The 25,469-nt window shown below is 64.1% G+C and carries 29 protein-coding genes and 1 riboswitch; of the genes, 6 read left to right on the top strand and 23 right to left on the bottom strand.

What is annotated here, in order from left to right; all coding sequences use genetic code 11:
- Positions 1–44: 44 nt before the first annotated feature.
- The 14 genes from NY023_RS06890 to cobO all read right to left on the bottom strand — a co-directional run bounded on the left by NY023_RS06890 (position 45) and on the right by cobO (position 11,990).
- Positions 45–167 (bottom strand): hypothetical protein, encoded by a 123-nt coding sequence (locus NY023_RS06890; RefSeq protein WP_013971388.1) that lies wholly within the window; start codon positions 165–167, stop codon positions 45–47.
- Positions 164–1,366, bottom strand: a complete 1,203-nt coding sequence (locus NY023_RS06885; protein ID WP_015269253.1) for an MFS transporter — start codon at positions 1,364–1,366, stop codon at positions 164–166. The genes NY023_RS06890 and NY023_RS06885 overlap by 4 nt, the downstream gene beginning before the upstream one ends.
- 64 nt (positions 1,367–1,430) lie before the next feature.
- The gene (locus tag NY023_RS06880) at positions 1,431–1,835 is read right to left on the bottom strand and encodes a MarR family winged helix-turn-helix transcriptional regulator (protein WP_013971386.1); all 405 of its coding nucleotides are present in this window, start codon (positions 1,833–1,835) and stop codon (positions 1,431–1,433) included.
- A 60-nt stretch (positions 1,836–1,895) separates the two neighbouring features.
- Complete coding sequence (locus NY023_RS06875) at positions 1,896–3,011, bottom strand: glycoside hydrolase family 5 protein (RefSeq protein WP_169775177.1); 1,116 nt, start codon at positions 3,009–3,011, stop codon at positions 1,896–1,898.
- A gap of 225 nt (positions 3,012–3,236) precedes the next feature.
- Positions 3,237–3,959 (bottom strand): adenosylcobinamide-GDP ribazoletransferase, encoded by a 723-nt coding sequence (locus NY023_RS06870; protein ID WP_013971384.1) that lies wholly within the window; start codon positions 3,957–3,959, stop codon positions 3,237–3,239.
- Position 3,960: 1 nt separating this feature from the next.
- Positions 3,961–4,527 carry a histidine phosphatase family protein gene (locus NY023_RS06865; protein ID WP_013971383.1) on the bottom strand — a complete coding sequence of 189 codons (567 nt, stop codon included), beginning with the start codon at positions 4,525–4,527 and terminating at the stop codon, positions 3,961–3,963.
- On the bottom strand, positions 4,524–5,579 hold the full coding sequence (gene cobT, locus NY023_RS06860; RefSeq protein WP_013971382.1) for a nicotinate-nucleotide--dimethylbenzimidazole phosphoribosyltransferase: 1,056 nt from the start codon (positions 5,577–5,579) through the stop codon (positions 4,524–4,526). Before cobT ends, NY023_RS06865 begins: the two co-directional genes overlap by 4 nt.
- Complete coding sequence (gene cobU, locus NY023_RS06855) at positions 5,576–6,097, bottom strand: bifunctional adenosylcobinamide kinase/adenosylcobinamide-phosphate guanylyltransferase (RefSeq protein WP_013971381.1); 522 nt, start codon at positions 6,095–6,097, stop codon at positions 5,576–5,578. The genes cobT and cobU overlap by 4 nt, the downstream gene beginning before the upstream one ends.
- A 1-nt stretch (position 6,098) precedes the next feature.
- Positions 6,099–7,553: a cobyric acid synthase gene (locus NY023_RS06850; protein ID WP_013971380.1), complete on the bottom strand. Its 1,455-nt coding sequence runs from the start codon at positions 7,551–7,553 to the stop codon at positions 6,099–6,101.
- Positions 7,550–8,542 carry a threonine-phosphate decarboxylase CobD gene (gene cobD / locus NY023_RS06845; RefSeq protein WP_013971379.1) on the bottom strand — a complete coding sequence of 331 codons (993 nt, stop codon included), beginning with the start codon at positions 8,540–8,542 and terminating at the stop codon, positions 7,550–7,552. The genes NY023_RS06850 and cobD overlap by 4 nt, the downstream gene beginning before the upstream one ends.
- Positions 8,535–9,443, bottom strand: a complete 909-nt coding sequence (cbiB, locus tag NY023_RS06840; RefSeq protein ID WP_013971378.1) for an adenosylcobinamide-phosphate synthase CbiB — start codon at positions 9,441–9,443, stop codon at positions 8,535–8,537. Before cbiB ends, cobD begins: the two co-directional genes overlap by 8 nt.
- Positions 9,440–10,090 carry a 5,6-dimethylbenzimidazole synthase gene (gene bluB / locus NY023_RS06835; protein ID WP_013971377.1) on the bottom strand — a complete coding sequence of 217 codons (651 nt, stop codon included), beginning with the start codon at positions 10,088–10,090 and terminating at the stop codon, positions 9,440–9,442. Before bluB ends, cbiB begins: the two co-directional genes overlap by 4 nt.
- On the bottom strand, positions 10,087–11,382 hold the full coding sequence (locus tag NY023_RS06830) for a cobyrinate a,c-diamide synthase (protein ID WP_013971376.1): 1,296 nt from the start codon (positions 11,380–11,382) through the stop codon (positions 10,087–10,089). Before NY023_RS06830 ends, bluB begins: the two co-directional genes overlap by 4 nt.
- Positions 11,379–11,990, bottom strand: a complete 612-nt coding sequence (gene cobO, locus NY023_RS06825) for a cob(I)yrinic acid a,c-diamide adenosyltransferase (protein WP_013971375.1) — start codon at positions 11,988–11,990, stop codon at positions 11,379–11,381. Before cobO ends, NY023_RS06830 begins: the two co-directional genes overlap by 4 nt.
- A gap of 119 nt (positions 11,991–12,109) precedes the next feature.
- Positions 12,110–12,330: riboswitch (cobalamin riboswitch) on the bottom strand.
- Positions 12,331–12,497: 167 nt separating this feature from the next.
- Here cobO and NY023_RS06820 point away from each other — a divergent pair.
- Positions 12,498–13,076: a hypothetical protein gene (locus NY023_RS06820; protein WP_013971374.1), complete on the top strand. Its 579-nt coding sequence runs from the start codon at positions 12,498–12,500 to the stop codon at positions 13,074–13,076.
- 202 nt (positions 13,077–13,278) lie between these two features.
- Here the strand turns inward: NY023_RS06820 and NY023_RS06815 are convergent, their stop codons facing one another.
- Both NY023_RS06815 and NY023_RS06810 read right to left on the bottom strand, forming a co-directional pair.
- Entirely contained in the window at positions 13,279–13,542 is a 264-nt protein-coding gene (locus tag NY023_RS06815) for a DUF3077 domain-containing protein (RefSeq protein WP_013971373.1), read from the bottom strand.
- A 361-nt stretch (positions 13,543–13,903) separates the two neighbouring features.
- Entirely contained in the window at positions 13,904–14,200 is a 297-nt protein-coding gene (locus NY023_RS06810; protein ID WP_316927889.1) for a hypothetical protein, read from the bottom strand.
- A 701-nt stretch (positions 14,201–14,901) separates the two neighbouring features.
- Here NY023_RS06810 and NY023_RS06805 point away from each other — a divergent pair.
- The gene (locus NY023_RS06805) at positions 14,902–16,248 is read left to right on the top strand and encodes a PQQ-dependent sugar dehydrogenase (protein WP_013971372.1); all 1,347 of its coding nucleotides are present in this window, start codon (positions 14,902–14,904) and stop codon (positions 16,246–16,248) included.
- Here the strand turns inward: NY023_RS06805 and NY023_RS06800 are convergent.
- The 5 genes from NY023_RS06800 to NY023_RS06780 form a co-directional block, all read right to left on the bottom strand.
- Entirely contained in the window at positions 16,214–16,747 is a 534-nt protein-coding gene (locus tag NY023_RS06800; protein WP_013971371.1) for a C40 family peptidase, read from the bottom strand. The two genes, NY023_RS06805 and NY023_RS06800, sit on opposite strands and share 35 nt — an antisense overlap.
- A 140-nt stretch (positions 16,748–16,887) precedes the next feature.
- A complete protein-coding gene (locus NY023_RS06795) occupies positions 16,888–17,541 on the bottom strand; it encodes a C40 family peptidase (protein ID WP_023663125.1) in 654 nt (217 codons plus the stop codon).
- Between the two features lie 125 nt (positions 17,542–17,666).
- Positions 17,667–18,374 carry a DnaA regulatory inactivator Hda gene (hda, locus tag NY023_RS06790; protein WP_013971369.1) on the bottom strand — a complete coding sequence of 236 codons (708 nt, stop codon included), beginning with the start codon at positions 18,372–18,374 and terminating at the stop codon, positions 17,667–17,669.
- A 294-nt stretch (positions 18,375–18,668) separates the two neighbouring features.
- Complete coding sequence (locus tag NY023_RS06785; protein ID WP_013971368.1) at positions 18,669–19,742, bottom strand: AI-2E family transporter; 1,074 nt, start codon at positions 19,740–19,742, stop codon at positions 18,669–18,671.
- 12 nt (positions 19,743–19,754) lie between these two features.
- Positions 19,755–20,822 (bottom strand): DUF2066 domain-containing protein, encoded by a 1,068-nt coding sequence (locus NY023_RS06780; RefSeq protein ID WP_013971367.1) that lies wholly within the window; start codon positions 20,820–20,822, stop codon positions 19,755–19,757.
- Positions 20,823–21,184: 362 nt separating this feature from the next.
- Between NY023_RS06780 and purM the strand changes: the two genes are divergently transcribed.
- The 4 genes from purM to NY023_RS06760 all read left to right on the top strand — a co-directional run bounded on the left by purM (position 21,185) and on the right by NY023_RS06760 (position 23,974).
- A complete protein-coding gene (gene purM, locus NY023_RS06775) occupies positions 21,185–22,243 on the top strand; it encodes a phosphoribosylformylglycinamidine cyclo-ligase (RefSeq protein WP_013971366.1) in 1,059 nt (352 codons plus the stop codon).
- A complete protein-coding gene (gene purN / locus NY023_RS06770) occupies positions 22,243–22,896 on the top strand; it encodes a phosphoribosylglycinamide formyltransferase (protein ID WP_013971365.1) in 654 nt (217 codons plus the stop codon). The genes purM and purN overlap by 1 nt, the downstream gene beginning before the upstream one ends.
- A gap of 8 nt (positions 22,897–22,904) precedes the next feature.
- Complete coding sequence (locus NY023_RS06765) at positions 22,905–23,615, top strand: DUF3108 domain-containing protein (protein WP_023662920.1); 711 nt, start codon at positions 22,905–22,907, stop codon at positions 23,613–23,615.
- A 176-nt stretch (positions 23,616–23,791) separates the two neighbouring features.
- Positions 23,792–23,974, top strand: a complete 183-nt coding sequence (locus NY023_RS06760; protein WP_003257734.1) for a hypothetical protein — start codon at positions 23,792–23,794, stop codon at positions 23,972–23,974.
- 45 nt (positions 23,975–24,019) lie between these two features.
- Here the strand turns inward: NY023_RS06760 and NY023_RS06755 are convergent, their stop codons facing one another.
- The gene (locus tag NY023_RS06755; protein WP_013971362.1) at positions 24,020–24,559 is read right to left on the bottom strand and encodes a DUF2058 domain-containing protein; all 540 of its coding nucleotides are present in this window, start codon (positions 24,557–24,559) and stop codon (positions 24,020–24,022) included.
- Between the two features lie 26 nt (positions 24,560–24,585).
- Positions 24,586–25,419: a nucleoside triphosphate pyrophosphohydrolase gene (mazG, locus tag NY023_RS06750; RefSeq protein WP_013971361.1), complete on the bottom strand. Its 834-nt coding sequence runs from the start codon at positions 25,417–25,419 to the stop codon at positions 24,586–24,588.
- Between the last annotated feature and the right edge of the window lie 50 nt (positions 25,420–25,469).

Genomic DNA, 25,469 nt, shown 5'->3' with positions numbered 1-25,469 from the left:
CTCTTTTCTCCCGCAAGACAATCCTCGAACTTGCAGGGTAGCGCCTAACAAACACTCATGCCCAGTTGCATCAACGCCATCCCGCCCTTGTGCCAGCCCCACCACACCAGCGCCAGCAACGACAGGGCGGCGAGGGCCAGTAGCCCTCGAGCCAGGTAGCGGTTCATGCGGCCTGGGCCTGCAGGCGGGCAACCGGGCGTTCGCGCACGGGCCAATTGAGGGCGGCAGCCAGCAGGCTGAGCAGGATGGAAATCTGCCAGACCAGGTCGTAGCTGCCGGTGCGGTCATACACCACCCCGCCCAACCAACCGCCCAGGAAGGCACCCAGCTGGTGGAACAGGAAGACGATACCGCCAAGCATGGACAAGTTGCGCACGCCGAATACGGTGGCAACGGTACCGTTGGTCAACGGCACCGTGGACAACCACAGCAGGCCCATGGCGATGCCGAACAGATAAGCACTGAATTCGGTCACCGGCGCCCAGAGGAACAGCACGATCACTACCGCACGCAGCAGGTACAACCCGGTCAGCAGGCGCGGCTTGGACATGCGCCCACCCAGCCAGCCGGCAGTGAAGGTACCGACGATATTGAAAAGGCCTACCAGCGCCAGCACCGTGGTGCCGGTAGTCGCGGCCAGATGCTGGTCGACCAGGTAGGCCGGCAGATGCACGCCAATGAACACCACCTGGAAACCACAAACGAAAAAGCCCAGCGCCAGCAACCAGAAGCCTGAGTGCGAGCAAGCCTCGCGCAAAGCCTGGCTCAGGGTCTGTTCGGCTCCATGAGTGGGCAGAGGCCGGTCGCGCAGCAGGCCGACGAAGGGCACGATCAGCGCCACCATCAGGCCCAGTACCAGCAACGCTGCGGACCAGCCCAGCCACTGGATAAGGCCGAGAGTGCCCGGCAACATTGCGAACTGGCCGAAAGAACCGGCAGCGCTGGCAATACCCATGGCCATGCTGCGCTTTTCCGCCGGCACGGCACGCCCGACCACGCCGAGGATGACCGAGAACGAGGTGCCGGACAGACCGATACCGATCAGCAAGCCGGCACTCAGCGACAACGACCAGGCCGAGTCGGCCATGCCCATCAACACCAACCCGGCAGCGTAGAGAATACCGCCAATGATCACCACCCGCGCCGCACCCATGCGGTCGGCCAGGGCGCCGGCGAACGGTTGCGCCAGCCCCCAGATCAGGTTCTGCAAGGCAATGGCGAAAGCAAACACCTCACGCCCCCAGCCGAAGTCCGCGCTCATAGGCGCCAGGAACAGGCCGAAGCCGTGCCGCACACCCAGGGATAGCGCCAGGATCAGCGCTGCCCCCACCAATACCCACCCGCTGGTTCGCCACACCGAAGTCATTGTCGTTATCTCCAGCACATCGCAAGGTTTTACGGGTATATACCCGCTTATAGTCGTATCAATTTCAAGCCAGCTGATTGAGCAAACGGACCAGTTCATCCCGCTGCCCTGCCCCCAGCCGCTCCACCAACTCTGCCTGTGCCTGTTCCCAGGCCGGATGGGCCGCGTGCAGCAATTGGGTACCGGCCTCGGTCAGCAGCACCACGCGGTTGCGTTGGTCGTCACCATCGGCCAAGGCCACCAGCCCTTCAGCCTCCAGCACCCGCAGGTTGCGGCCCAGGGTACTGCGCTCCAGGCCCATGGCCTCCGCCAGGGTGGTGATACTAGGACGATCGAGCCGCTGCAGATGGCGCAACAGGGAAAACTGGGCGACATTGACCCCAAAGCTGGCAAGGGCCTCGTCGTAATGCCGGCTCACCCCACGGGCGGCGCGACGCAGATGGGTGCAGATGCATTCACTGGTCAACATGGATACGTGTATATACCCGCGTCATGTGTGTTGCAAGAGTTTTCACGACTGTCAGACACCTCAGCCTGGGTTCAGCCGCTTGCGAATCGGCTCGAACTCAACCGTGGCCTTGCGCGGTAGCGGGTCTGGAGTGCCCTGCTCGATTGCCTGCCAATAGCGCCACGGCACCTTGGTCGAGCCCAGTTCGTAGTCCATGCCATCCCAGTTGTCTTCACGGAAGCTGTAGAAGGCCCAGTGCAACCGGTGGCGATCCAGCACGCTGAGCACGTCTTCCAGGTATTGCCGGCAGCCCGGCAGCCTGCGCATGCAGCCGAACTCACCCACCACTAGCCGCGAGCGGGGCACGTTCATGGCCGCAGCCCAATCCAGCGGCTGGCGCAGGTATTGCGCCACACGCTGGCCATCCCACTGCTGCGTCTGCCCCGCAAACGGTGCCGGGCCGGGATAGGCGATGGGTTGCTTGCGCGTCATGTTCGGTGCACTGGTCACCAGATAGGGCTCGTACATGTGCACGCTGTACAGCACCCGCTGGTCTTCCAGGGGAGCCGGCCAGTAACCGAAGGCGTCGGCGGCGGCGAACCAGCCGGCATCGAGCATGACCGGCGTGTCCGCGTCCTCCTCGCGAATGGCCGCTATCAACTGCCGATACAGAGCCGGCAGATCACGCGCACTGCCCTGCTGCCCTGCATACCATTGCTGCATTCGCCCAAGGTCGGCATGCTCGGCCAGGCCACCGTGCTTCTCCGGAGCGGGCTCGTTGACCAGGTTGTAGGCGGCGATGGCCGGGTGACCTTTCAGCTCACGGGCCAGATCCCGCCAGAAGGCCGCAGACTGCAACCAGTAGCGTTTGTCCTGCCAGAGGCGGTCGTCGAACTGGCCCTGGTTGTTTTGCGACCAGCGCATGCCGGGTAACGAGAGCGGTGAGATGACCACCTTGAGGCCGGCCTGGTGGGCGCGGTCGAGGGTAGCTCGCAGCGTGGCCAGGTCGGCGGCAGGCAGGCCTTGGTAGGCATCGGCATCGCCGATGAGGAAATCGCGTTCCGCCGGCTGCCATTTGTCGTAGGACAGCCGCACCCAGGTCGCGCCATAACCGCTCAAGGCGTCGAAGTAGGCTTGGTCAGGTGGCAGCCGGTTGAAGCTGTTGCCACCGTGGCGGGGGTAGTTCCAGAAAGCCATGAGATCGGCTGCCACGGCGGCAGGCCCCATGGCCAACAAAAACGCAGCAAGAATGACATGACGCATGGTGCCGACACTCCTCGACAGTTTGCGGGAGGGGCAAGCATACGCCAGTGAAAAGATGCCGGTTCTTGCTGAGTTTTTTCAGGAATTTACCGACACGTTAGGCTCAGAAACGCCCTACAGACACATCTGATTGCGCTCCTGCAGGGCCCAGAGCAAGGCTCAGAGGCCCAACGCCAACCCCAGCACCACGGCCAGTTCGAGCAACTCCAGCATTGCACCAGCGGTATCGCCGGTAGTCCCGCCCAGGCGCCGGCACATCAGGTGCCGCAACCAGGCAAACACCGCCAACGCCAGCACCACGATCCACCCGCCCAGGACCAGGCAGAAAAGCACACAGCCCAGCAGCACCCAGCCGGCCGCCTGCCGGGGCAGGTGCTCGGCCAGCGCCTGCCCCAAACCGCCCTGCCGTACATAAGGTGTACTCAGGAACAGCCCGAGCATCGCCGCCCGCCCGATCAACGGTGCCAGTAGCAACTGTGCGCCAATGCCCTGCTCGACCACCACCCACAAAGCGCAGAACTTCAGCAACAGCACCAGCACCAGGGTGACCACGGCAATCGGCCCGCTACGTGGGTCCTTCATGATCAGCAAGGTGCGTTCGCGGTCACCGAAACCGCCAAGCCAAGCGTCGGCGCTGTCCGCCAGGCCATCCAGGTGCAAGGCGCCACTGAGCAACACCCACAACGTGAGCAGCAGGGCCGCGTGCAGCGGCGCAGGCGTGCCCTGCAGCAGGTAGCTGGCCAGCCACAGCAACAGGCCGAACAGCAACCCGACCAGCGGGTAGCAGAGCAGCGAGCGCCCCACCTCGCGCGGCGCCGGCATGCCCGGCAGACTCACCGGCAGGCTGCTGAGAAACTGCAAGGCAATCCACAACGGCAACATGTCAGCGCCCCTCGACCCACTGGCCGTCGTCACCCGGCACCAATCGCATGAGCGCAGCGTGGCCGACTTCGACCTGCAGCAACTGCGCCCTTGGCAAACCACGGGCACGGGCCAGCAGCAGCCGCATCACGCCGCCATGGGTGACCAGCAGCACACGCTTGCCAGCATGCTGCTGGCTCAGGCGCTCGACAGCCGCCAGCACACGCTCGGCGAACGCCTCGACCGGCTCGCCATTGGGCGGTGTAAACGCGTAAGGGTCCGCCCAGAAGCGCCCCAGCGCGTCCGCCTGGTCTTCCATGATCTGCGCCGCACTACGGCCCTCCCAGTCGCCAAAATGCAGCTCCTGCAATGCCGCTTCGCGCTGCACAGGCAGGTTCAGCCGCTCGCCCAGTTCCTCGGCAAAACACGCACAGCGCTGCAGCGGCGAACTGACCAGCACCTCCCACGGGCCGGCTTCGGCCACGGCTTGACGCATCTGCGCCCAGCCCTTGTCGGTCAAGGCATCATCAAGGCTGCCACGCAGGCCGCCCTGTTCCGTTTCGCCATGGCGCAGCAGGTCGAGGATCATGCCGGGCGGTCCGCCACCGCAGCCTCGGCGAAGGTCGCCATCTGCTCGTGCAACGCACAGGCCAGGCGCAACAGCGGTACGGCCAGGGCAGCCCCACTGCCCTCGCCCAGGCGCAGGCCCAGGGCCAGCAACGGCTCGGCCTGCAAGGCGTCGAGCAAGGCTTTGTGCCCAGGCTCTGCGCCTTGGTGGGCGAACAGCAACCAGGCCCGACACTGCGGGTTGAGGCGCACCGCCAGCAGCGCGGCGACACTGCAGATGAAGCCGTCCACCAGTACCGCGATACCCGCCTGCGCGCAGCCAATGTAGGCACCGGCCAAGGCCGCGATCTCGAAACCACCGACACAGCCCAGTGCCTGCAATGGATCGTTGGCGCTAAGGCCATGCAGGCTCAACGCACGCTCGATGACCTCGGCCTTGTGCCGCACCCCGGCGTGGTCCAGGCCGGTACCCGGGCCACTCAATTCAGCCGGCGGGCAGCCGAGCAACACGCTGGCCAGGGCAGCGGCAGCCGTGGTGTTGCCAATACCCATCTCGCCACCGATGAACAGCTGCGCGCCCTGTTCGGCGGCGCGCAGGGCACTATCGCGGCCAGCCTGCAGGGCGGCCTGCAGCTGGCTCTCGGTCATTGCTGGCTGGCAGGCGAAGTTGGCGGTACCGGCGCCCAGGCGCAGATGGCGCACGCCAGGCAGTTCCAGGTGCGGGTCGATGGTGCCCAGGTCGACCACTTCCAGACTCGCCTGCAGCTGGCGCGCCAGCACGCTGATTGCCGCGCCACCACCGACGAAGTTGCGCAGCATCTGCCCGGTCACCGCTTGCGGGTAGGCCGAGATGCCTTCCTCGACCACGCCGTGGTCACCGGCAAAAATGCTGATTGCGGCGTTATCCAAGGTCGGCCGTTCACACCCCTGCAGGCCGGCCAGCTGAATGGCCAATCCTTCCAGTTGGCCTAGCGAACCGGCAGGTTTGGTCAGCTGTTGCTGACGGGCGCGGGCCTGGTCCATGGCGGCGTTGTCGAGAGGTTGGCAGGCGTCACGCCACCAGGCTTGGGTCATAGTGCAGGTCCTTTGAGCATTAGGGGCAGGCCGGCCACAGTCAGCACCACGCGCTGACAGCGTTCGGCCACGGCCTGGTGCAACCAGCCGGCCAGGTCGACATAGCGACGAGTCAGCTCGCCCATGGGCACGACGCCCAGGCCGGTTTCGTTACTGACCAGGATGACCGTGCCCGGCAACTGTTCCAGGCAGGCCAGCAGCGCATCACGCTCCTCGGCCAGGCGCTGGTCGTCTTCGAGCATCAGCAGGTTGGTCAGCCACAGGGTCAGGCAATCCACCAGCAGGCAGCGCCCTTCGGCCGCTTCGGCGCGCAGCACCGCGGCCAGGGCCAGGGGTTCCTCGATCAACCCCCAGTCATCAGGGCGACGCTGGCGATGCAGCAGCACGCGTTCGTTCATTTCACCATCCAGCGGCTGGCTGGTGGCGATGTAGGTCACCGGCAGGCCACTGGCGCTGGCCAGCTGTTCGGCCAGGCGGCTCTTGCCCGAGCGGGCGCCGCCGAGGATCAGGTTGAGCATGTCAGGCCACCCCACAGAGCTGGCGCAGGCGCGCGGTGTCCAGGTGCTTTTCCACCAGGTCGGCCAGGCGTTCGATATCGCGTTCGCGCAGGGCCTGGTAGTCGACGGCCTGCACATCATCCAGCCCAGCCCAGCGCAGCAGCGCCGCGCACGACTGGCTGCCTTCGAACAGGCCGTGCAGGTAGGTGGCAAGTATCTGGCCATCAGCACTGACAGCGCCATCGCAACGGCCATCGGCAAGTTGCACGGCTGGCTGCTCCAGGGCAGGCCCCGTGGTGACGCCGGCATGAATTTCATAACCGGCAACCGGGACTGCTTCGAGGTTCAGCGTGCCGGCAACGTTGCGCAGTTGCTTTTCGGCTTCGAGTACCGTGACGTAATCGAGCAGGCCAAGCCCCGGGCTGGAGCCAGCGGCCCCTTCGAGACCAAGCGGGTCATGCACTTCGCGGCCCAGCATCTGCAGGCCACCGCAGATCCCGATCAGCTTGCCGCCATAGCGCAGGTGCCGGTCGATGGCCTTGTCCCAACCGCGCTCACGCAGTTGCGCCAGGTCGCCGCGCACACTCTTGGAACCCGGCAGGATGATCAGGTCGGCGGCCGGGATCGGCTGGCCCGCGCCGATGAACTGCAGGTCCACCTGGGGGTGCAGGCGCAGTGGGTCGAAGTCGGTGTGGTTGCTGATACGCGGCAGCACCGGGACGATCACCTTGAGCACGCGCTCGGCCTTTGCCCCCTGGCGTGCGTCGATGCCGTCTTCGGCTTCCAGATGCAGGTCGTTAACATACGGCAGCACGCCCAGTACCGGTTTGCCGGTGCGCTGTTCCAGCCAGTCCAGCCCCGGCTGCAGCAAGGCGATGTCGCCGCGGAAGCGGTTTATGACAAAACCCTTTACCCGCGCCTGCTCACTGGGCGACAGCAGTTCCAGGGTGCCGACAAGATGGGCGAAAACACCACCACGATTGATGTCGGCAACCAGGATCACCGGGCAGTCCACCGCTTCGGCAAAGCCCATGTTGGCGATGTCACCGGCACGCAGGTTGATCTCCGCCGGCGAGCCCGCGCCTTCGACCATGACCACCGGCCAGGCAGCACTCAGGCGCTGATGCGAAGCCAGCACCGCCTGCATGGCGATAGCCTTGTAGTCGTGGTAGGCCACCGCGTTCATGCTGGTAACGGCACGGCCATGGATGATCACCTGGGCGCCGGTGTCGCTGTTGGGCTTGAGCAGCACCGGGTTCATGTCGGTGTGTGGTTGCAGCCGGCAGGCCTGGGCCTGCACCGCCTGGGCCCGGCCGATTTCACCGCCATCGGCGGTCACCGCGCTGTTCAGCGCCATGTTCTGCGGCTTGAACGGCACCACGCCGACGCCCTGGCGCAACAGCCAGCGGCACAGTGCGGTCACCAGCGTGCTCTTGCCAGCGTCGGAGGTGGTGCCTTGCACCATGAGGGTGGTCATGCCGTTTCCTTCTGATAGGCCGCCAGGGCTTGGGCCAGGCGCTGTTCGTCCGCCGCACAGGCTGGCAGCCCCAGGCGTATCGCCTGCGGCTGCTCGAACAGCCGCACCAAGATGCCGCGGCGGGCGAGAAAGTCATGCAGTTGCGCAGCGTGCTCGCTGCGTACGTACTGGAACAGATCGCAACCACCGCTGGGCGCCAGGCCGGCGCTGCGCAACAGCATAGCCAGCCGCTGGCTGGCGGCAGCGCAGCGTTCGACCTGCACACGCTGGGCGACGTGGTCGGCCAGGCTGGCCTGGGCCAGCACCCGGGTCGGGCCATTGACAGTCCACGGGCCGAGCAACTCGGCCAGGCGCAGCAGCAGGCTGCGTTCGGCGGCAACGAACCCCAGGCGCACACCAGCCAGGCCGAAGAACTTGCCGAACGAGCGCAGCACGATCAGCCCCGGGCGCTCGGCACAATCGACCACGCTTTGCGCCGGGGTGTTGTCCATGAACGCTTCATCGACCAGCAGCCAGCCACCGCGGGCGGCCAGGCGCATGTGCCAATCCAGCAGGCGTTCACGCGGCACCCGGCGGCCGGTAGGGTTGTTGGGGTTCACCAGCACCAGTACGTCGAGGCTGTCGAGCGTCGCCTCGACCTGCGCTTCATCCAGCTCCAGCAACTGGTGCTCCGCCCGTTGCCACGCGTATGGATGCTCGGCATAGCATGGCGTCAACACCCCTACCCGGCCGGCTGCGCGCAACAGCGGCAAGGCCTGGATCGCGGCCTGGGAACCGGCCACCGCCAGCAATTGGCGGGCGCCGTAATACGCACGCGCGGCGTCCTCCAGGCCGTCCTCGGTCTCCGGCAGGCGGGCCCAGGCCTCCATGGGGATCGGTGGAATCGGGAAAGGCCATGGCGCAATGCCGCTGGACAGGTCGAGCCACTGCTCGCGGGCGATGCCGTATTGCCGTACCGCCCGCAGCAGGCGGCCTCCGTGTTCAAGCATTGATATAGGCCCCCAGGCAGATCACCAGCAGCCACAGCCATACGCCGCGCTGCACCAAGCCCCAGCCACGATCGATGGCGTCGGCGTCGGCCATTGGCCCGTCACCCAGGCGTGGCCGCTCATGCAGCTCGCCGTGGTACACCGCCGGGCCACCGAGTTCCACCCCCAACGCACCAGCACCGGCGGCCATCACCGGCCCGGCATTGGGGCTGTCCCACAGCGGGCCCTGCTTGCGCCAGCAGGCCAGGGCCAGGCGGGTCTTGCCCAGCAGCGCGTAGGTCAACGCCACCAGCCTGGCGGGAATATAGTTGAGCACATCGTCGACGCGCGCCGCGCACCAGCCGAAGCGTTCGAAGCGCTCGTTGCGGTAGCCCCACATGGCGTCCAGGGTGTTGCTCAGGCGGTACAGCACCACGCCCGGCGCGCCGGCGACCACGAACCAGAACAGCGCGGCGAATACAGCATCGCTGCCATTCTCCAGTACCGATTCGGTGGCCGCCCGGGCAACCGCAGGTTCGTCCAGTTCACGGGTTTCGCGGCTGACCAGGTAGCCCACACGGCGCCGCGCTTCTTGCAGGTCACCCTGGCGCAAGGCACTGGCCACTGGCAACACGTGTTCGCCCAGGCTGCGCAGCCCGACGGCGCAGTACAGCGCCAGCACGTCGACCAGCCAGCCGATGTACGGCAGCCAGGAGAGGATCAGTACCACCAGGGTAAGCGGCACCACGGCCAGGAACCATGCGCTCACCCCGTGGCTGCGCCAGCCGCGCCCACCTGCATTCAGGCGGCGCTCGAGGTTACTGGCCATGTTGCCGAAGGCTACCAGCGGATGGCGCCGCTGCGGTTCGCCCAGCAAGGCATCCAGGGCCATCCCGGCCACGGTCAGCAAGGCCACGCTCATTGGCGCTCTCCCCATTGGTTCTCAAAGAGCATTTCACTCAAGGGCCGTTCCTCGGCCCAGTTTTCCAGCACCAGCATCGGTGCCGGGTAGAACTCGGTTACCGGCCCCAGGCACAGCACCGCGACCGGCTTGGCCCCGGCCGGCATGCCCAGCAGCGCCGCCAGCGCCTGCGGGTCGAACAGCGACACCCAGCCCATGCCCAGGCCTTCGCCACGGGCTGCCAGCCACAGGTTCTGGATGGCGCAGGCCAGCGATGCCAGGTCCATTTCCGGCAGGGTGCGGCGGCCGAAGATATGCGGCTCGCGGTTGTCCATCAGGGCGGCCACCAGCAACTCGGCGCAGTCATTGATGCCCTCCACCTTCAGTTTCATGAAGGCGTCGGAGCGTTCGCCCAACGCTTCGGCGGTACGCACCCGCTCTGCTTCCACCAAGGCCTGGATGCGCGCACGCAGGTCGCGCTGGGTGATGCGGATGAAACGCCAGGGCTGCATCAGCCCGACGCTGGGCGCCTGGTGCGCGGCAGCCAACAGGCGGCCCAGCAGTTCCGGGGCTACCTTGCCACCGGCGAAATGGCGCATGTCACGGCGTTCGCCGATGGCCCGATAGATCGCGGCGCGCTCGGCGTCGCTGTAGGCGTGTTCGCTCATGGTCGCAACAGCGCCGCCGCCGCATCAGGGTTGGAGGGAAAGTAGAAGTGCACGTAGGAAGCCGTCAGCCGACCCAGACGATACACCGCTTCGTTGCCACGCCCGCCGTTGGGGCTCAGACCACGTGCGATCGGCTCCAGTACGGTACTGGTCAACGAATGGTGATAGGTGTGACCGCGCAGGGTGCCTTCCGGCAGTTCCACCGCCTGCAGGGCCAAGGCAGCCAGGCGCTTCTGCATGGTCGCTTCGCCCGGCAGCAGGCCGAGCAGCTCGGCACGCTCGCCGACCACGTCGGTCAGGGCATCAAGCAGGTACAGCATGCCGCCGCACTCTGCCAGCAACGGTTTGCCCTGGGCGTGATGGGCACGGATCGCCTCGCTCATTGGCGCGTTGGCAGCCAGGGCGTGGTGGTGCAGTTCGGGATAACCGCCTGGCAGATACAGGCTGTCCACTGCTGGCAGTTCGCGGTCATGCAGCGGCGAGAAAAACTCCAGCTGCGCGCCCAGGTTGCGCAGCAGGTCGAGGTTGGCGCCATAGGTGAAGGCAAAGGCCTCGTCCCGCGCCACGCCAATGCGCACACCGGTCAACGAGGCGGTAGTGGCTTGCGGCTCGGGTTCGGCAAAGGTCACTGGCGGCGGCAAGGCGGCATCGCAACTGGCGCCAAGCGCCTCGGCAGCGGCATCCAGGCGAGCGTCCAGGTCGTTCAGCTCGCTGGCCTGGACCAGCCCCAGGTGGCGGCTGGGTAGCTCTATACCGCGCTCGCGGGACAAGCCGCCATACCAGCGCAGGCCTTCGGTCAGGCTACCTTCCAGCAGTTGCGCGTGGCGCAGGCTGCCCACCCGGTTGGCCAATACACCGGCAAACGGCAGGTCCGCCTGGTAGCGTGCCAAGCCCAGGGCCAGGGCGCCAAAGGTCTGGGCCATGGCCGTGCCGTCGATCACCGCCAGTACCGGCACGCCGAAGTGACGCGCCAGGTCGGCGCTGGACGGCGTGCCGTCGAACAGCCCCATCACCCCTTCGATCAGGATCAGGTCGGCCTCGCCGGCGGCTTCCCACAGCAGGCGGCGGCTTTCCTCGGCGCCGATCATCCACAGGTCGAGCTGGTACACCGGCGCGCCGCTGGCCCGTTCGAGGATCATCGGGTCGAGGAAGTCGGGCCCGCACTTGAACACCCGGACCTTGCGCCCGAGGTTGCGGTGCAGCCGGGCCAAGGCAGCGGTGACAGTGGTCTTGCCCTGGCCTGAGGCCGGCGCCGCGATCAGCACGGCAGGGCACTGGCGCGGCTGGCTCACAGTTCCACGCCCTTCTGTGCACGGATGCCGGCCTGGAAGGCGTGCTTGAGCATGCCCATCTCGGTCACGGTGTCGGCCAGCTCGATCATCTCGGGTTTCGCGGCACGGCCAGTGACGATCACATGCTGCATCGGTGGGCGGGCCTGGATGTCGGACAGCACCTGGTCAAGGTCGAGGTAGCCGTGCTTGAGGGCGATGTTCAGTTCATCGAGCACCACGAACTGCACGCTCGGGTCTTGCAGCAACTGGCGCGAAACGGCCCAGGCGGCTTCGGCGGCGGCGATGTCGCGCTGGCGATCCTGGGTTTCCCAGGTAAAGCCCTCGCCCATCACGTGGTAGCGCACCTGCTCGGGGAAACGGCGGAAGAACAGCTCTTCGCCGGTGCTGTTGCGGCCCTTGATGAACTGCACCACACCGCATTGCATGCCATGGCCCAGTGCGCGCGCGAGCATACCGAAGGCCGAGCTGCTCTTGCCCTTGCCATTGCCGGTCAGTACCAGCAGCAGGCCGCATTCGTTGGGGGAATTGGCGATGCGTTCGTCGATGATCGCCTTCTTGCGCTGCATGCGCGCCAGGTGGCGTTCGTCGCGTTCGGTGGATTCGCTCATCAGGGTTCTCCGCTGGCTGGCGCCACGGCAACGCGCGGCGACAGGTAAAAGGCGGGCAGACGGAGAACGCGCAGGGGCCGTGGCCGTACGCCACGGTGCACCGCGCATCACCCTCCGTGATGCCGTTGGCAGTATCAGGCCGGTCTCCGGGCTTGTGAGCGGGCCTTGGCCCAGGCCTGCGCGCCTTCCCGGGTGCTTGCACCCAGTGGCCCTGCGCGGCCGTGACTCACCTACCGTTGCGGGGGCAGCGCCGGAATCGCGCCATGCTGGCACCCACCGGCTTCCCAGTTTCACCCTGCCCAGTCGGGGCTGGCAGGGCACCTGAAACACGCGCGAAGGTTAGAGGGTTGGACCGGGAGCGTCAATCGAAGCGGGCCGCTTTGCAGCCGAACAGGCTCCGCCTGGGTAATGGCCAATTCACCTTGTTGTGCCACACTGAATACAGTGATATCACATAGCCATCACTTTCGGCTGAACGCGATCACAACTACAACAGGAGAGCGCAGCATGCGAGGCCAGATCATCAACAACCCGCGCCTGGAGTTTCTTTCTCCGGTGCTGGAGCGCTGGGGCGACTGTATCGACCGCTTCAACCAGTTTGCTGGCGATGCCGAAGCACCTTACTGGCATGGCGCCGCCGCCAATACGGGGCTGCTTGCCGCAGCGGCCTGGCAAACCGAACTGGCGGCGCTGCAGCAGTTTGCCGGCAAGAAGCAGCGCGACGAAGGTGAACACGAAGGGCGCTGCGACCTGTCGATCAGCAGTGCCGATGAAGCGCTGTACCTCAGTGTCAGTCAGCGCTGGCCAAGAATCGCTCGGCTGGACATGGCCGACGCCCTGCAGCAGACCACTGCCTTGGCGCGCCAGGTGGCCTACCCCAGCCAGTTGAAAGCTGGTGCGCTGTTCATCAGCCCGTGGAAGGCTGGCCAGCATGCCAGCCCCGAGGAACTGCAGGACCTGGTCGACGATCTGCAGAAACATACCGCCTGTGCCATCGCCTGGTACTTCCCGTATGCCTACCGCAAGTTGCACAACGAGCTGGGGCAGTATTTCCCGGGGGTGGCGTTGTTGCTCAAGCAGGCTTGAAGCAACTTCGGCTCAGGCCGGGCGACGTGGCTTCTGTGGGAGCGGGCGTGCCCGCGAAGAACCCAACGCGGTGACTGGCACCGGCTGCGCCGGTGTTCGCGGGCGCGCCCGCTCCCACAGAGCCCCTGCTAAATCTTTCTGTTATATGCGGCTCCATGAGAGCGCGGCCCGTGCCGCGAATGGCCTGCGCGCGTTTCAGGTCCTAACGCATCATGCCGAGTTCGGCATCATCCAGCAGCGCTTTGCCCAAGGCGCAAAGGTAGTGCGCGGCCCAGATCAGCTTTGGCTTTTCTTCCATCAGGCCGTCGATGGTCAGGTCCCGCGCATAGCCGATCAATTCCGAGGCTTGTTCGCGGGCGTTCTGGCAGGAGATGCCGGGTTCGATGCGGAACAGGGGGTGGGTCTGGTTTTCACCTTGAAAGAATATGGTTTTGCCGACTGTGCATTTCGTGTCTTCGGTGGTCATTTAAGGCTCCTGTCGTAGTGAAGCGACCACCAACCGCGGCTAAACAGTATGGTGGCAGCTGTACGTGGGTTAGCCGACCGGGACGTCAGGCACCCGGCGCACCCGCAGGTGCCCCACGCACAGCCGCCATAAGGCGTCAATGCCGATTACTCGGTATTGCTCAGCTGCGGTGTCTGACGATTTCGGGCGGCTAACCCGGTCATTGAAGGTCAACGACATGCCGAGACTAGAGGCCGCATTTGGCGCGCGCAACGGAGAATAGGTGTTAAGAGTATCTTTGGGAAACGGCCTACAAGAAAGGTGTTAAATCTGATTCTTGGTCTCGCCCCGACGCCACAGCGCATCTCACTGGCACATTGAGTCACCACCAGACCTGCATGCTCTTGCTCTTGCTCTTGCTCTTGCTCTTGCTCTTGCTCTTGCTCTTGCTCTTGCTCTTGCTCTTGCTCTTGCTCTTGCTCTTGCTCTTGCTCTTGCTCTTGCTCTTGCTCTTGCTCTTGCTCTTGCTCTTGCTCTTGCTCTTGCTCTTGCTCTTGCTCTTGCTCTTGCTCTTGCTCTTGCTCTTGCTCTTGCTCTTGCTCTTGCTCTTGCTCTTGCTCTTGATCTTCGCGACTTCAGGAGGCCGAGCAGAGGTCTTGCGGAGGGAGGTGACGGGCATGGATGCCCGTCAAGCGCTGAGGCCCCATGGATGGGGCCTGCAGCGCGTACTCCCGGGAGCAAGACCGGCGCGAGGGAACCCCGTAGCGTAGCGGAGGGGCCGGATGATGGGAGCGCAGCGTTTTTTGGTTACTTTTTGTCGCGTTTGACAAAAAGTGACTCGCCGTAAGGGCGAAAAGGTGAGTATGCGTCGCCATCGTAAATGGACTATGCGCGCGATCAAGACCAGTACTTTTTCAGCTCTTCGCTCTTCGCTCTTCGCTCTTCGCTCTTCGCTCTTCGCTTTCAAGCGTGGGCATCAACAACAAGGTCAACATTCATTTTCGAAGGTGGCGCTTAATCACCTTTCCGCCCTTACGGCGGGTCACTTTTTGTCAAACGCGACAAAAAGTAACCAAAAAACGCTGGCTCCTATCATCCGGCCCCTACGCTGCGCTCCGGGGTCCCCTCGCTACGGGCCTGCTCCCGGGAGTACGCGCTGCAGGCCCCATCCATGGGGCCTCAGCGCTTGACGGGCATCCATGCCCGTCACCTCCCTCCGCAGTCCCTTCGCTCGGCCTCCTGAAGTCGCAATCGGTGGCGCCTGAACTATCGCGCGCTTAGAAGCAAAAGCAACGGCAACGGCAGTTGGAAAGTTGCCGGGAACCTGGCGAATGTCACCGACCTCTCAATTCATAGGCCCTGTTAGGAGGACGCCGCCCCATGAAACACCTGACGCCTTGGTTATTGGCCGCCAGCCTGACTGCCTGCGGCGAAACCGCCCTGCTGAATGTACTCGACGGCAGTGGTCCAACCCCCCAGCTGCCTGCTCCGGTCAAGACAACCCTCCCCACCGTGAATATCGCCCCGGCAGTGGGCTGGCCCAAGGACGCCAAGCCCGAGGTAGCACCAGGCACTCAGGTGAAAGCATTCGCCAGCGGGCTCGACCACCCTCGCTGGCTATACCTGCTGCCCAACGGCGACGTCCTGGTAGCCGAAACCAATGCCCCATCCAAGCCCGAAGATGGCAAAGGCCTGCGCGGCTGGGTCATGAAGAAGGTGATGAAGCGGGCAGGCGCAGGCGTACCCAGCGCAAACCGCATTACCCTGTTACGTGACGCCGACCACGACGGCGTGGCTGAAATCCGTACGACCTTCATCGAAGAGCTCAACTCACCGTTCGGCATGGCGCTGGTCGGGAAGGACCTGTATATCGCCAACACCGACAGGTTGATGCGCTTTCACTATGAGCCCGGTGCCATGCAAATTCGCAATGAAGGCCAGCCAGTGGTCGAGTTGCCAGGCGGGCCGCTCAACCACCACTGGACCAAGAACGTGATCGCCAGCCCTGATGGCAAGAAGCTTTTCGTGACGGTCGGCTCCAACAGCAACGTAGGCGAAAACGGTATGGACAAGGAACAGGGACGCGCCGCGATCTGGGAAGTGGACCCCACCAGCGGCCAGCACCGCCTGTTCGCCACCGGCCTGCGCAACCCTAACGGCCTGGCCTGGGAGCCGCACAGCGGTACGTTGTGGACGGCAGTCAACGAGCGTGACGAGATCGGTAGCGATCTGGTACCGGACTACATCACTTCCGTGAAGGACGGCGGTTTCTATGGCTGGCCCTATAGCTACTACGGCCGCCACGTGGACGAGCGCGTGCAACCGCCAGCGCCTGAAAAAGTAGCCCAGGCGCTGGTGCCCGACTACGCCGTAGGCCCACACACGGCATCGCTAGGGCTGGCATTCGCCGAACCGAACGGGCTACCACCGCCCTTCGAACAAGGGGCATTCGTGGGCCAGCACGGGTCGTGGAACCGCAAGCCACACAGTGGCTACAAGGTGATTTTCGTACCGTTCGACCCATCAGGAAAGCCCTCGGGCAAGCCCGTAGACCTGCTTACCGGTTTTCTGGATGAGCATGGCAAGGCCCAAGGGCGCCCGGTCGGCGTAATCACCGACGGGCGTGGCGGCGTGCTGGTAGCCGATGATGTCGGCAACGTGGTCTGGCGGGTGAGCAAAGCCCCGCCTGTCCTCAGGGGTTCTGCGCCAGATGCCCTTGCGGAATGACGCGCTTGGCCTGCAGGTAAGCCTTGGCCCAGTAACTGTTGGACAGGTAGTCCAGACGCACCGTGCCACCGCTGGAAGGTGCATGCACGAAGCGCCCTTCCCCGACATAGATGCCCGCATGGCTGACCTGCGAGCCGCCACTGGTGGCGAAGAACACCAGGTCGCCGGACTGCAGCGACTTGGCATCCACGGTTGGCGCGCGCATTACGATCATCTCACGCGTCGAACGCGGCAGGCTTATGCCGGCAGCATCACGATAGACGTACTTGATCAGGCCACTGCAATCGAAACCGGAGTCCGGCGTATTGCCACCCCAGCGATAAGGCGTGCCCACCAGGCCGATGGCACGCATCAGCACGTCATCGGCAATCGGCGAAGGGCTGGGCTGGCTATAGGTTACCTGCGGCTGTACCACAGGAGCCGGCGCAGGCGCACGGCTGGAGCAGGCAGCCAGCAAGGCTGCCAAGGAGAGAAATGCGAAGCGCGCCATCTTTACCATGGCCAGAACATCCTGTCTGAGTCCGCTGGGCCGCAGCCGAAAAGAGTTGAGAAATTAGATTAGACGCTTTCTATAAATGCGCACGGCGGCGAGCTTTTTTTCAAAGCATCGCCGCCGCGGCAGGGTACATCATTTTGCTATCAGTTGCGCGCGATATTGGTGGTCGGCGCCATGGCCAAGGCACGCTTGGCTTCGATGAAGGTCTTGCTCCAGTAGCGGTCACCGAGGCTGTCGATGCGCACACCACCGCTGCGGCGGCTGCTGGAGTGAATGAACTGGTTGTCACCCAGGTAAATGCCAGCATGGCTGACTCGGCCGCGACCATTGGTGCTGAAGAACAGCAGGTCACCTGGCTTGAGTTTGTTGCGGGCCACTTTCGGGGCATCGACGTTGATCATTTCACGCGTGGAACGCGGCAGGGTCACACCCGCCTCTTCGCGGAACAGATAGCCGATGAAACCACTGCAGTCGAAGCCGGACTTCTCCGAGGTACCGCCGAAGCGATAGCGAGTGCCGATCAGCGACATGCCGCGCTCGAGAATGCTGTCAGCCAGAGCTGGCAACTGGTAAGGCTTGCTGCTGGAGAAGGCCTCCAGGTCATCTTCGGTAGCCAGCTCTTCCGGCTCGCCGAATACCGACGAGGAGGAGGCTTTGGCCTTGAAGGCCGATTGTGCGGCGATCGGGGAGTGATCCTGGGACTGCAGCTCTGAATGAGAAGCTGGGCCTTGGGCCGCGCAGCCAAAAAGCAGGGTCACGAGTGCGAGTGGCACGAGGGGTGCGAAGCGCTTCAGCATGGGCACGACCGTGTCTGTAATCCTTTAGAAGGGTGAAACTATGCCCTCTATCATGGCCATTTGCAAATTTTATCGAAAAAGATGTGACTTTTTCGTTTTGCCGCTCTGGCCCAGCGTTTTCGGGGCTACCAGCCCAGGGTTTCTTTGAGGAAAGGGATGGTGAGCTTGCGCTGTGCCTGCAACGAGGCCTGATCGAGGCGTTCCAGCAGGTCGAACAACGCGCTCATGCTGCGTGCGCCGCGGGTGAGGATGAAGTGGCCGACTTCGTCGGTAAGGTGCAGGCCACGGCGCGAAGCACGCAGTTGCAGGGCACGCAGCTTGTCTTCATCGGACAGGCCACGCATCTGGAACACCAGGGCCAGGGTCAGCCGCGACTTCAGGTCGGGCAGCTTGATCGGCAGTTCGCGCGGCGATGCCGAGGCGGCCAGCAGCAGGCGCCGGCCGCTGTCACGCAGGCGGTTGAACAGGTGGAACATGGCCTCTTCCCAGTCAGCCTTGCCGGCGATCACGTGCAGGTCGTCGATGCACACCAGTTCGTACTGGGCCAGGTAGTCGAGCAGCCCTACGCCACGATCGAGCAATTGCGCCAGCGGCAGGTAGACGGCTGGCTCGCCGCGTTGCTGGAAGCGGTGGGTAGCGGCCTGTAGCAGGTGGGTACGGCCAACACCTTGCTTGCCCCACAGGTAGATAAGGCTCTCGGTCCAGCCGGCGTCGGCTTCGCATAGCCGCTCGACGTAGCCCAATGCCGCAGCATTGGCGCCCGGATAGTAGTTGATGAAGGTGGCGTCATCGCGCAGGCGCACACCCAGGGGCAACTGGATCGGTGGTTTCATGCTCGCGGGCGGTCGACAGGACCGCAGGGGGCCTTTGGTGAACAATGTGCAAAGTCTATACCCGCAGCGCGGGGCGCACAATCACGGCAGCGGATAGCACAAGTAAAATCAATGAGTTGCGCTTTTTTTGGCTATTTTGGGGCTGCTTTGCAACCCTTCGCGGGCTTGTCCGCTCCCACAGGGGGCGCGTAAATCATGGGCTCAGCGACACATCTGTGGGAGCGGGCAAGCCCGCGAAGGGCCGCAACGCGGCCCCAATTTTCTTAACTGGCCGGCATTAAGGCGGCCCTGGGATCACAACTCCGGGTCGATATCCCCGGCATACATGTCCGATTCCTTGTACAAGTCATGCACATGCCGCAGCAGCACCATGATCACCGCCGCCACCGGCAGCGCCAGCAACACCCCGGTAAAGCCGAACAGCTCACCGCCGGCCAGGATCGCGAAAATCACCGCAACCGGGTGCAGGCCAATGCGGTCACCGACCAGCAGCGGGGTCAGCACCATGCCTTCCAGCGCCTGGCCGACCATGAACACTGCGACGATACCCAGCATCGGGTACAGGTCGCCGCCATACTGGAACAGGCCAGCCACCAAGGCCGCGCCGATGCCGATGATGAAACCCATGTACGGCACGATGGCAGCCAACCCGGCGAGCATGCCGATCAGTAGCCCCAGTTCCAGCCCCACCAGCATCAGCCCGGCCGAATAGATGATGCCCAGGGCCACCATCACCATCAATTGCCCGCGCACGAACGCCCCCAGCACCTCATGGCATTCGCCTGCAAGGCCCATCACTTGCGGCTCACGCTGGCGCGGCAGCAGGCCACGCAGCTTGGCCATCATCAGGTCCCAGTCGCGCAGCAGATAGAAACCCACCACCGGGATCAGCACCATGTTGGCCAGCCAGGCCATCAGCGCCAGGCTCGAGGCAGTGGCATGGGACAGCAGCACACCGACGATATCGGTGGTCTGGCCCATGTGCGTGCCGATGGCGGCCTTGATCTTGTCGAACTTCCAGAAGCCGTCAGCCAGGCCCAGGCGGCTCTGCACCCAGGGCAGCGCCACGTGCTCGAGCCAGTCGAGCATCTGCGGCGCCAGTTCGTACAGGCGCACCAGCTGCTTGGCCAGCAGCGGCACCAAAACCAGCAGCAAGGCCAGCAACAGCAAGGTGAACAGGCCGAACACCACCACTACGCCCCAGGTGCGCGACAGCCCCAGGCGCTCCAGGCGGTCAACCAGCGGGTCGGCCAGATAGGCCAGCAGCACGCCGACCAGGAACGGGGTAAGAATGTTGTGCAGGCTGTAAAGCAGCACGGCGACCAGCAGGGCAACGCCCAGCCAGATCCAACGACGTACGTCGGTCACGGTGTGCTCCTCTTACCAGCGAAAACGCAAACCGTCGAACGGCTTGGGTGCTGGCTGGGCCGGCACTGGTTGCCCAGCGCCGGCAGCGTCTGCCGGAGCTGGAGGGGGCTGCACAGCGGGCGCCTGCTCTACCGGTACTTCCTGCAGCTTGGCCAGGCCAAGCTGGGCGCGCAGCTGTTCGCGGTTGGCGGTCACGCCGTAGGTCAGGGTGCTGCCTTCGGCCATCTGCAGGCGCGGGCCAAAGGGTTCGAGCACGCGGGCCAGCTCGGCGTAGCGCTGCAGGTTCATCCCCTGCACTTGCACCTGCAACTGGCTGCTGGCGCCCGGGCGGGTGACGTAGCGCGGCGCCAGGCTGCTGCTGAGCGCCAGCATCACGGCGTCGGCCAGTGCTGCCGGGTCGGCACCCTCGGCAGTGCCATGTTCACGCTGGTCGCCCAGCCAAAGCTGCCATTTGCCCTGCCATTTGCCGTCGGCTTCCCGGGCATGCACCGCCAGCAAGGCATCGGCGCCGTAGCGCCCTGAGGCTTCGCGCAGCGCCGCAGGGTCACTGCCTTCGATCTGCTCGGCATTGGCCACCAATTGCTCCTGCAGGTCGGCCAGCGGCAGCCGCAACGGCAGGCCACGGTGCTGGGCGGCACGACGCAGGGGCTGGGCGCTGGCCTGGCCGTCACCTACCAGGTTGCTGCCTTCGACACTGTCGTTCAGCCACCAGCCGAGAATCGAGGGTCGGTTGCTGCCCCACAATGCCAGGCCGGCCTTGCGCAAGGCCCGTTCGGTACTGCCAGGGTCGAACTCGACCAGCACCGATTCGGGTGGCCCGGCTTCGCTGGCGACCTGGTTGATGATTTGCTGCGGGTCCTTGCGCAAAGCGGCCAATGCCGGGCTTTGCGCCGCCTTGGGGTCGCCGGTCAGGCGCGTTACCAGGGTATCGAGAGCCTGGATGGTAGCCGCGGCACGGGCTTCGGCGCCCTGCCCTGTCACCGGCTCGCGCACCTGGTAAAGGCCGGTGACATTTTCAGCCTGGGCAGTGGCCGAGATCAGGGCCAGGCAACCGGCTGCCAGAATATTGAAGAGACGCATGGAGGATTCCTGTCCATTTACCGCAATGCCTATACCTTATACACGGGGGCGAAAGGTAACCAGTCGCGAGGATGAAAGATTGGTTGCGGAGATTGCCTGGGAAATGTGATGGTCTGACAGGTGCTCGCCGCAACAGGTTCAGCGCCTGCGCGTGCATGGCGCGGCCCTTGTGGCGTACACCCCCAACTTTTTACCTATTTTCATGCCCTGCCCGTCGGCCTGAGGATGGCCGCTGCCCGGCAACCCTGATAAAATCGCGCGCCTTCACAGACCACTGACGTTTCAGGCAGCCGCCGCTTACCAGCCGGCCTTGGCCGTCATGGTCGTTTTTAAGAATCCCTCCCTCCTAAAGGCCTGGATCAATGAGCAAGCAACCCTCCCTGAGCTACAAGGACGCCGGTGTAGACATCGACGCCGGCGAAGCACTGGTCGAACGCATCAAGGGCGTGGCAAAACGCACCGCACGCCCTGAAGTCATGGGTGGCCTGGGCGGCTTCGGCGCCCTCTGCGAGATCCCGGCCGGCTACAAGCAGCCGGTGCTGGTCTCCGGCACCGACGGCGTCGGCACCAAGCTGCGTCTGGCACTGAACCTGAACAAGCACGACAGCATCGGCCAGGACCTGGTCGCCATGTGCGTCAACGACCTGGTAGTGTGCGGCGCCGAGCCATTGTTCTTCCTCGACTACTATGCCACCGGCAAACTGAACGTCGACGTGGCCGCCACCGTGGTCACCGGCATCGGTGCCGGCTGCGAACTGGCCGGCTGCTCGCTGGTCGGTGGTGAAACCGCCGAAATGCCTGGCATGTACGAAGGCGAAGACTACGATCTGGCCGGCTTCTGCGTCGGCGTGGTGGAAAAGGCCGAGATCATCGACGGCTCCAAGGTTGCCACCGGCGACGCACTGATCGCCCTGCCGTCCTCGGGACCGCACTCCAACGGCTACTCGCTGATCCGCAAGATCCTCGAAGTGTCCGCCACCGACATCGAGAACACCCAGCTGGACGGCAAGCCGCTGACCGACCTGCTGATGGCGCCGACCCGCATCTACGTCAAGCCGCTGCTGCAACTGATCAAGAACACCGGCGCGGTCAAGGCCATGGCCCACATCACCGGTGGCGGCCTGCTGGACAACATCCCGCGCGTACTGCCGGCCAACGCCCAGGCGGTCATCGACGTGGCCAGCTGGCAGCGCCCGGCGGTATTCGACTTCCTGCAGGAAAAAGGCAACGTCGACGAGCATGAAATGCACCGCGTGCTGAACTGCGGCGTCGGCATGGTCATCTGCGTGGCCCAGGACCAGGTAGAAGCAGCCCTGAACGAACTGCGCGCCGCTGGCGAGCAGCCATGGGTGATCGGCCACATCGCCGAAGCCGCCGAAGGCGCTGCCCAGGTCGAGCTGCAAAACCTCAAGGCACACTGATGCCAAGCAAGACCTGCAATGTAGTGGTACTGCTGTCGGGCTCCGGCAGCAACCTGCAAGCCCTGATCGACAGCTGCCAAGGCCAGGACAGCCCGGTGCGCATCCGTGCAGTGGTTTCCAACCGCGCCGATGCCTACGGCCTGCAACGCGCCGCGGCGGCCGGCATAGACAGCGTCGTGCTCGAGCACACCCAGTTCGACGGCCGTGAAGCCTTCGATGCCGCGCTGATGGCGCGCATCGACGGTTTCGCCCCCGACCTGGTGGTGCTGGCCGGTTTCATGCGCATCCTCAGTGGCGACTTCGTGCGCCACTACCAGGGCCGCCTGCTCAACATCCACCCGTCGCTGCTGCCCAAGTACAAGGGCTTGCATACCCACCGTCGGGCGCTGGAGGCAGGCGACGGCGAGCACGGCTGCAGCGTACACTTCGTGACTGAGGAACTCGATGGCGGCCCTCTGGTCGTACAGGCTGTGGTGCCGGTGGTGCCTGACGACACCGTCGAAAGCCTGGCCCAGCGGGTACACCGCCAGGAACACCTGATTTACCCGCTGGCGGTGCGCTGGTTCGCCGAAGGGCGCTTGCGTCTTGGCGAACAGGGTGCATTACTGGATGGCCAGCCACTGGCGGCCAGCGGTCACTTGATTCGATCCTAGGAGAATTTATGCGTCGCGCCCTGCTCTTGGCTCTCGCCGTGCTCGCCCTGCCCCTCCAGGCAGCTGATCTGAAGCCTTTCTCGGCCAGCTATACCGCAGACTGGAAGCAACTGCCCATGAGCGGCACCGCCGAGCGCAGCCTGGTCAAGAATGCCAACGGTACCTGGGACCTTAATTTCAAGGCTTCCATGATGATCGCCAGCCTGACCGAGCAAAGCACCCTGCGCATGGACAACGACACCCTGCTGCCACAGAAGTACCACTTCGAGCGTGGTGGCCTGGGCAAGGCCAAGAAGGTCGACCTGACTTTCGACTGGAACAGCAAAAAGGTCACCGGCAGCGACCGTGGCGATGCCATCAACCTGCCGCTGAACCGTGGTGTGCTGGACAAGTCGTCCTACCAGTTGGCCCTGCAACATGACTTGGCCGCCGGCAAGAAGAGCATGACCTACCAGGTGGTCGATGGTGACGAGATCGACACCTACGACTTCCGCGTGCTGGGCACCGAAAAGGTCACTACCAAGACTGGCCAGGTCGATGCGGTGAAGGTCGAGCGCGTGCGCGACCCAAGCCAGAGCAAGCGCATCACCGAGCTGTGGTTCGCCAAGAACTGGGACTACCTGCTGGTGCAACTGCGCCAGGTCGAGACCGATGGCAAGGAATACGTGATCGTGCTGCAGGATGGCACGGTCGATGGCAAGCCGGTGAAGGGCAACTGAGCCAGCGCTGCCAGCAGTACCCGAAGCCCCGCCTTGTGCGGGGCTTTTTTTTGATTGCGCTCCGGCTTCCATGAAACTTGTTTCATGCCGGTTTTATTTACTTAGCCTGCTAACAAACTCTATAAAGAGGTTGTGCGACACAGTGTCGCAGCCAACTGAAACAGTGGAGTTTAACGATGACAGTCCAAGTAACCGAACGCGACGAATCGAAAATGTCCCACGAAGGCCTGGCCGCTGGTGTGCGGATCTGGGATGTGCACCAACAGGGCCAACTGGTGGGGATGTTCCACAACGAACATGAAGCGCATCAGTACCGTACAGAGCTGGAAAACCTGGAAAACCAGCGCGCCACGCAATGACCCATCTTCAAATGAAAAACCCCGCCAAGGCGGGGTTTTTCGTGGTTACCACATCAGATCATCAGGGATCTTGTAGGCTGCGTACGGGTCGTCCTCGTCCGCTTCCTCGACATGGGTGTTCAGCAGCAGGACACGGCCAGGGTCGCGCTCCTGGATCTTCAATGCCGCCTCACGAGGGATCACCTCATAGCCGCCGGCAAACGACACCACGGCCAGCGCACCATTGCTCAGCTTGGTCCGCATCAGAGCATTGACGGCAATGCGCTTGACCTTCTTGTCGTCGACGAAGTTGTAGTAGTCCTCGGTGCTCAGCTTCGGCAGGCGAGTCGCTTCGATCAACTGCTTGATCTGCGCCGCGCGGGCCTTCTGCTCGGCTTTTTCCTGCTGCTGGCGGTTCAGTTCCTGGTCACGCTTGGCTTTCTCGGCCATGGCTTCCTTGGCCATGCGCTGCTGGCTGTCGTCCACCTCGACCTGGCCTTTGTGCTCCAGGCGTTTCTGTTTCTTCTCGGCCTTGTTGGCCTGGGAAACCTGTTTCTGGTTGACCAGACCGGCTTTGAGCAGTTGGTCGCGAAGGGAAAGGCTCATGAATGTTCACTCACTTATGCAACAGCTCAGCCGCAGCTGGGCAGGTTCTTTTCCTGACGTTTGGCTTCACCCCAAAGGGCATCCAGTTCATCAAGGTTACAATCTTCGATGGGGCGGCCACTGTCGCGCAATGCCTGTTCGATGAAGCGGAAACGCCGCTCGAACTTGCGATTGGCACGGCGCAGGGCGTGTTCCGGGTCATGTTTGAGGTGGCGGGCCAGGTTGACGGCGGCAAACAGCAGGTCGCCGATTTCATCCTCGAGCGCATCGGCATCGCCGTCGGCCATGGCCTGCAGCACTTCGTCCAGCTCTTCGCGCACCTTGTCCAGCACCGGCAATGCCGCAGGCCAGTCGAAACCAACCGTGGCTGCGCGCTTTTGCAGTTTGGCTGCCCGCGACAACGCCGGCAATGCCGCTGGTACGTCGTCGAGCAACGACAGCTGTTCGGGCTGGCTCTTTTCCGCGCGCTCTTCAGCCTTGATTTCTTCCCAGCGTGACTTGACCTGGGCCTCGTTCAGGCTGGGGGTGTCCACCGGCGCATACAGCTCGCCGGTGGGGAATACATGCGGGTGACGGCGAATGAGCTTGCGGGTGATGCTGTCGACCACGCCGTCGAACTCGAAACGCCCCTCCTCGCGGGCCAGCTGGCTGTAGTAGACCACCTGGAACAGCAGGTCGCCCAGCTCACCTTGCAGGTGCTCGAAGTCGCCACGCTCGATGGTATCGGCAACCTCGTAGGCCTCTTCGATGGTGTGCGGGACGATGCTCGCGTAGTTCTGCTTCAGGTCCCACGGGCAGCCGTACTGCGGGTCGCGCAGGCGGGCCATGAGGTGCAGCAGGTCTTCGAGGGTGTAGGTCATTCAGGCAGGTCCTTCGGTGGTGGCTTCTTCGCGGGCTTGCCCGCTCCCAC

Origin of the sequence: Pseudomonas sp. NBB, assembly GCF_032701105.1 — a bacterium.
Taxonomy (GTDB): domain Bacteria; phylum Pseudomonadota; class Gammaproteobacteria; order Pseudomonadales; family Pseudomonadaceae; genus Aquipseudomonas; species Aquipseudomonas asiatica.
The sequence above is the reverse complement of the archived record's forward strand: the minus strand, read 5'-3'. Positions and strand labels throughout refer to the sequence as shown.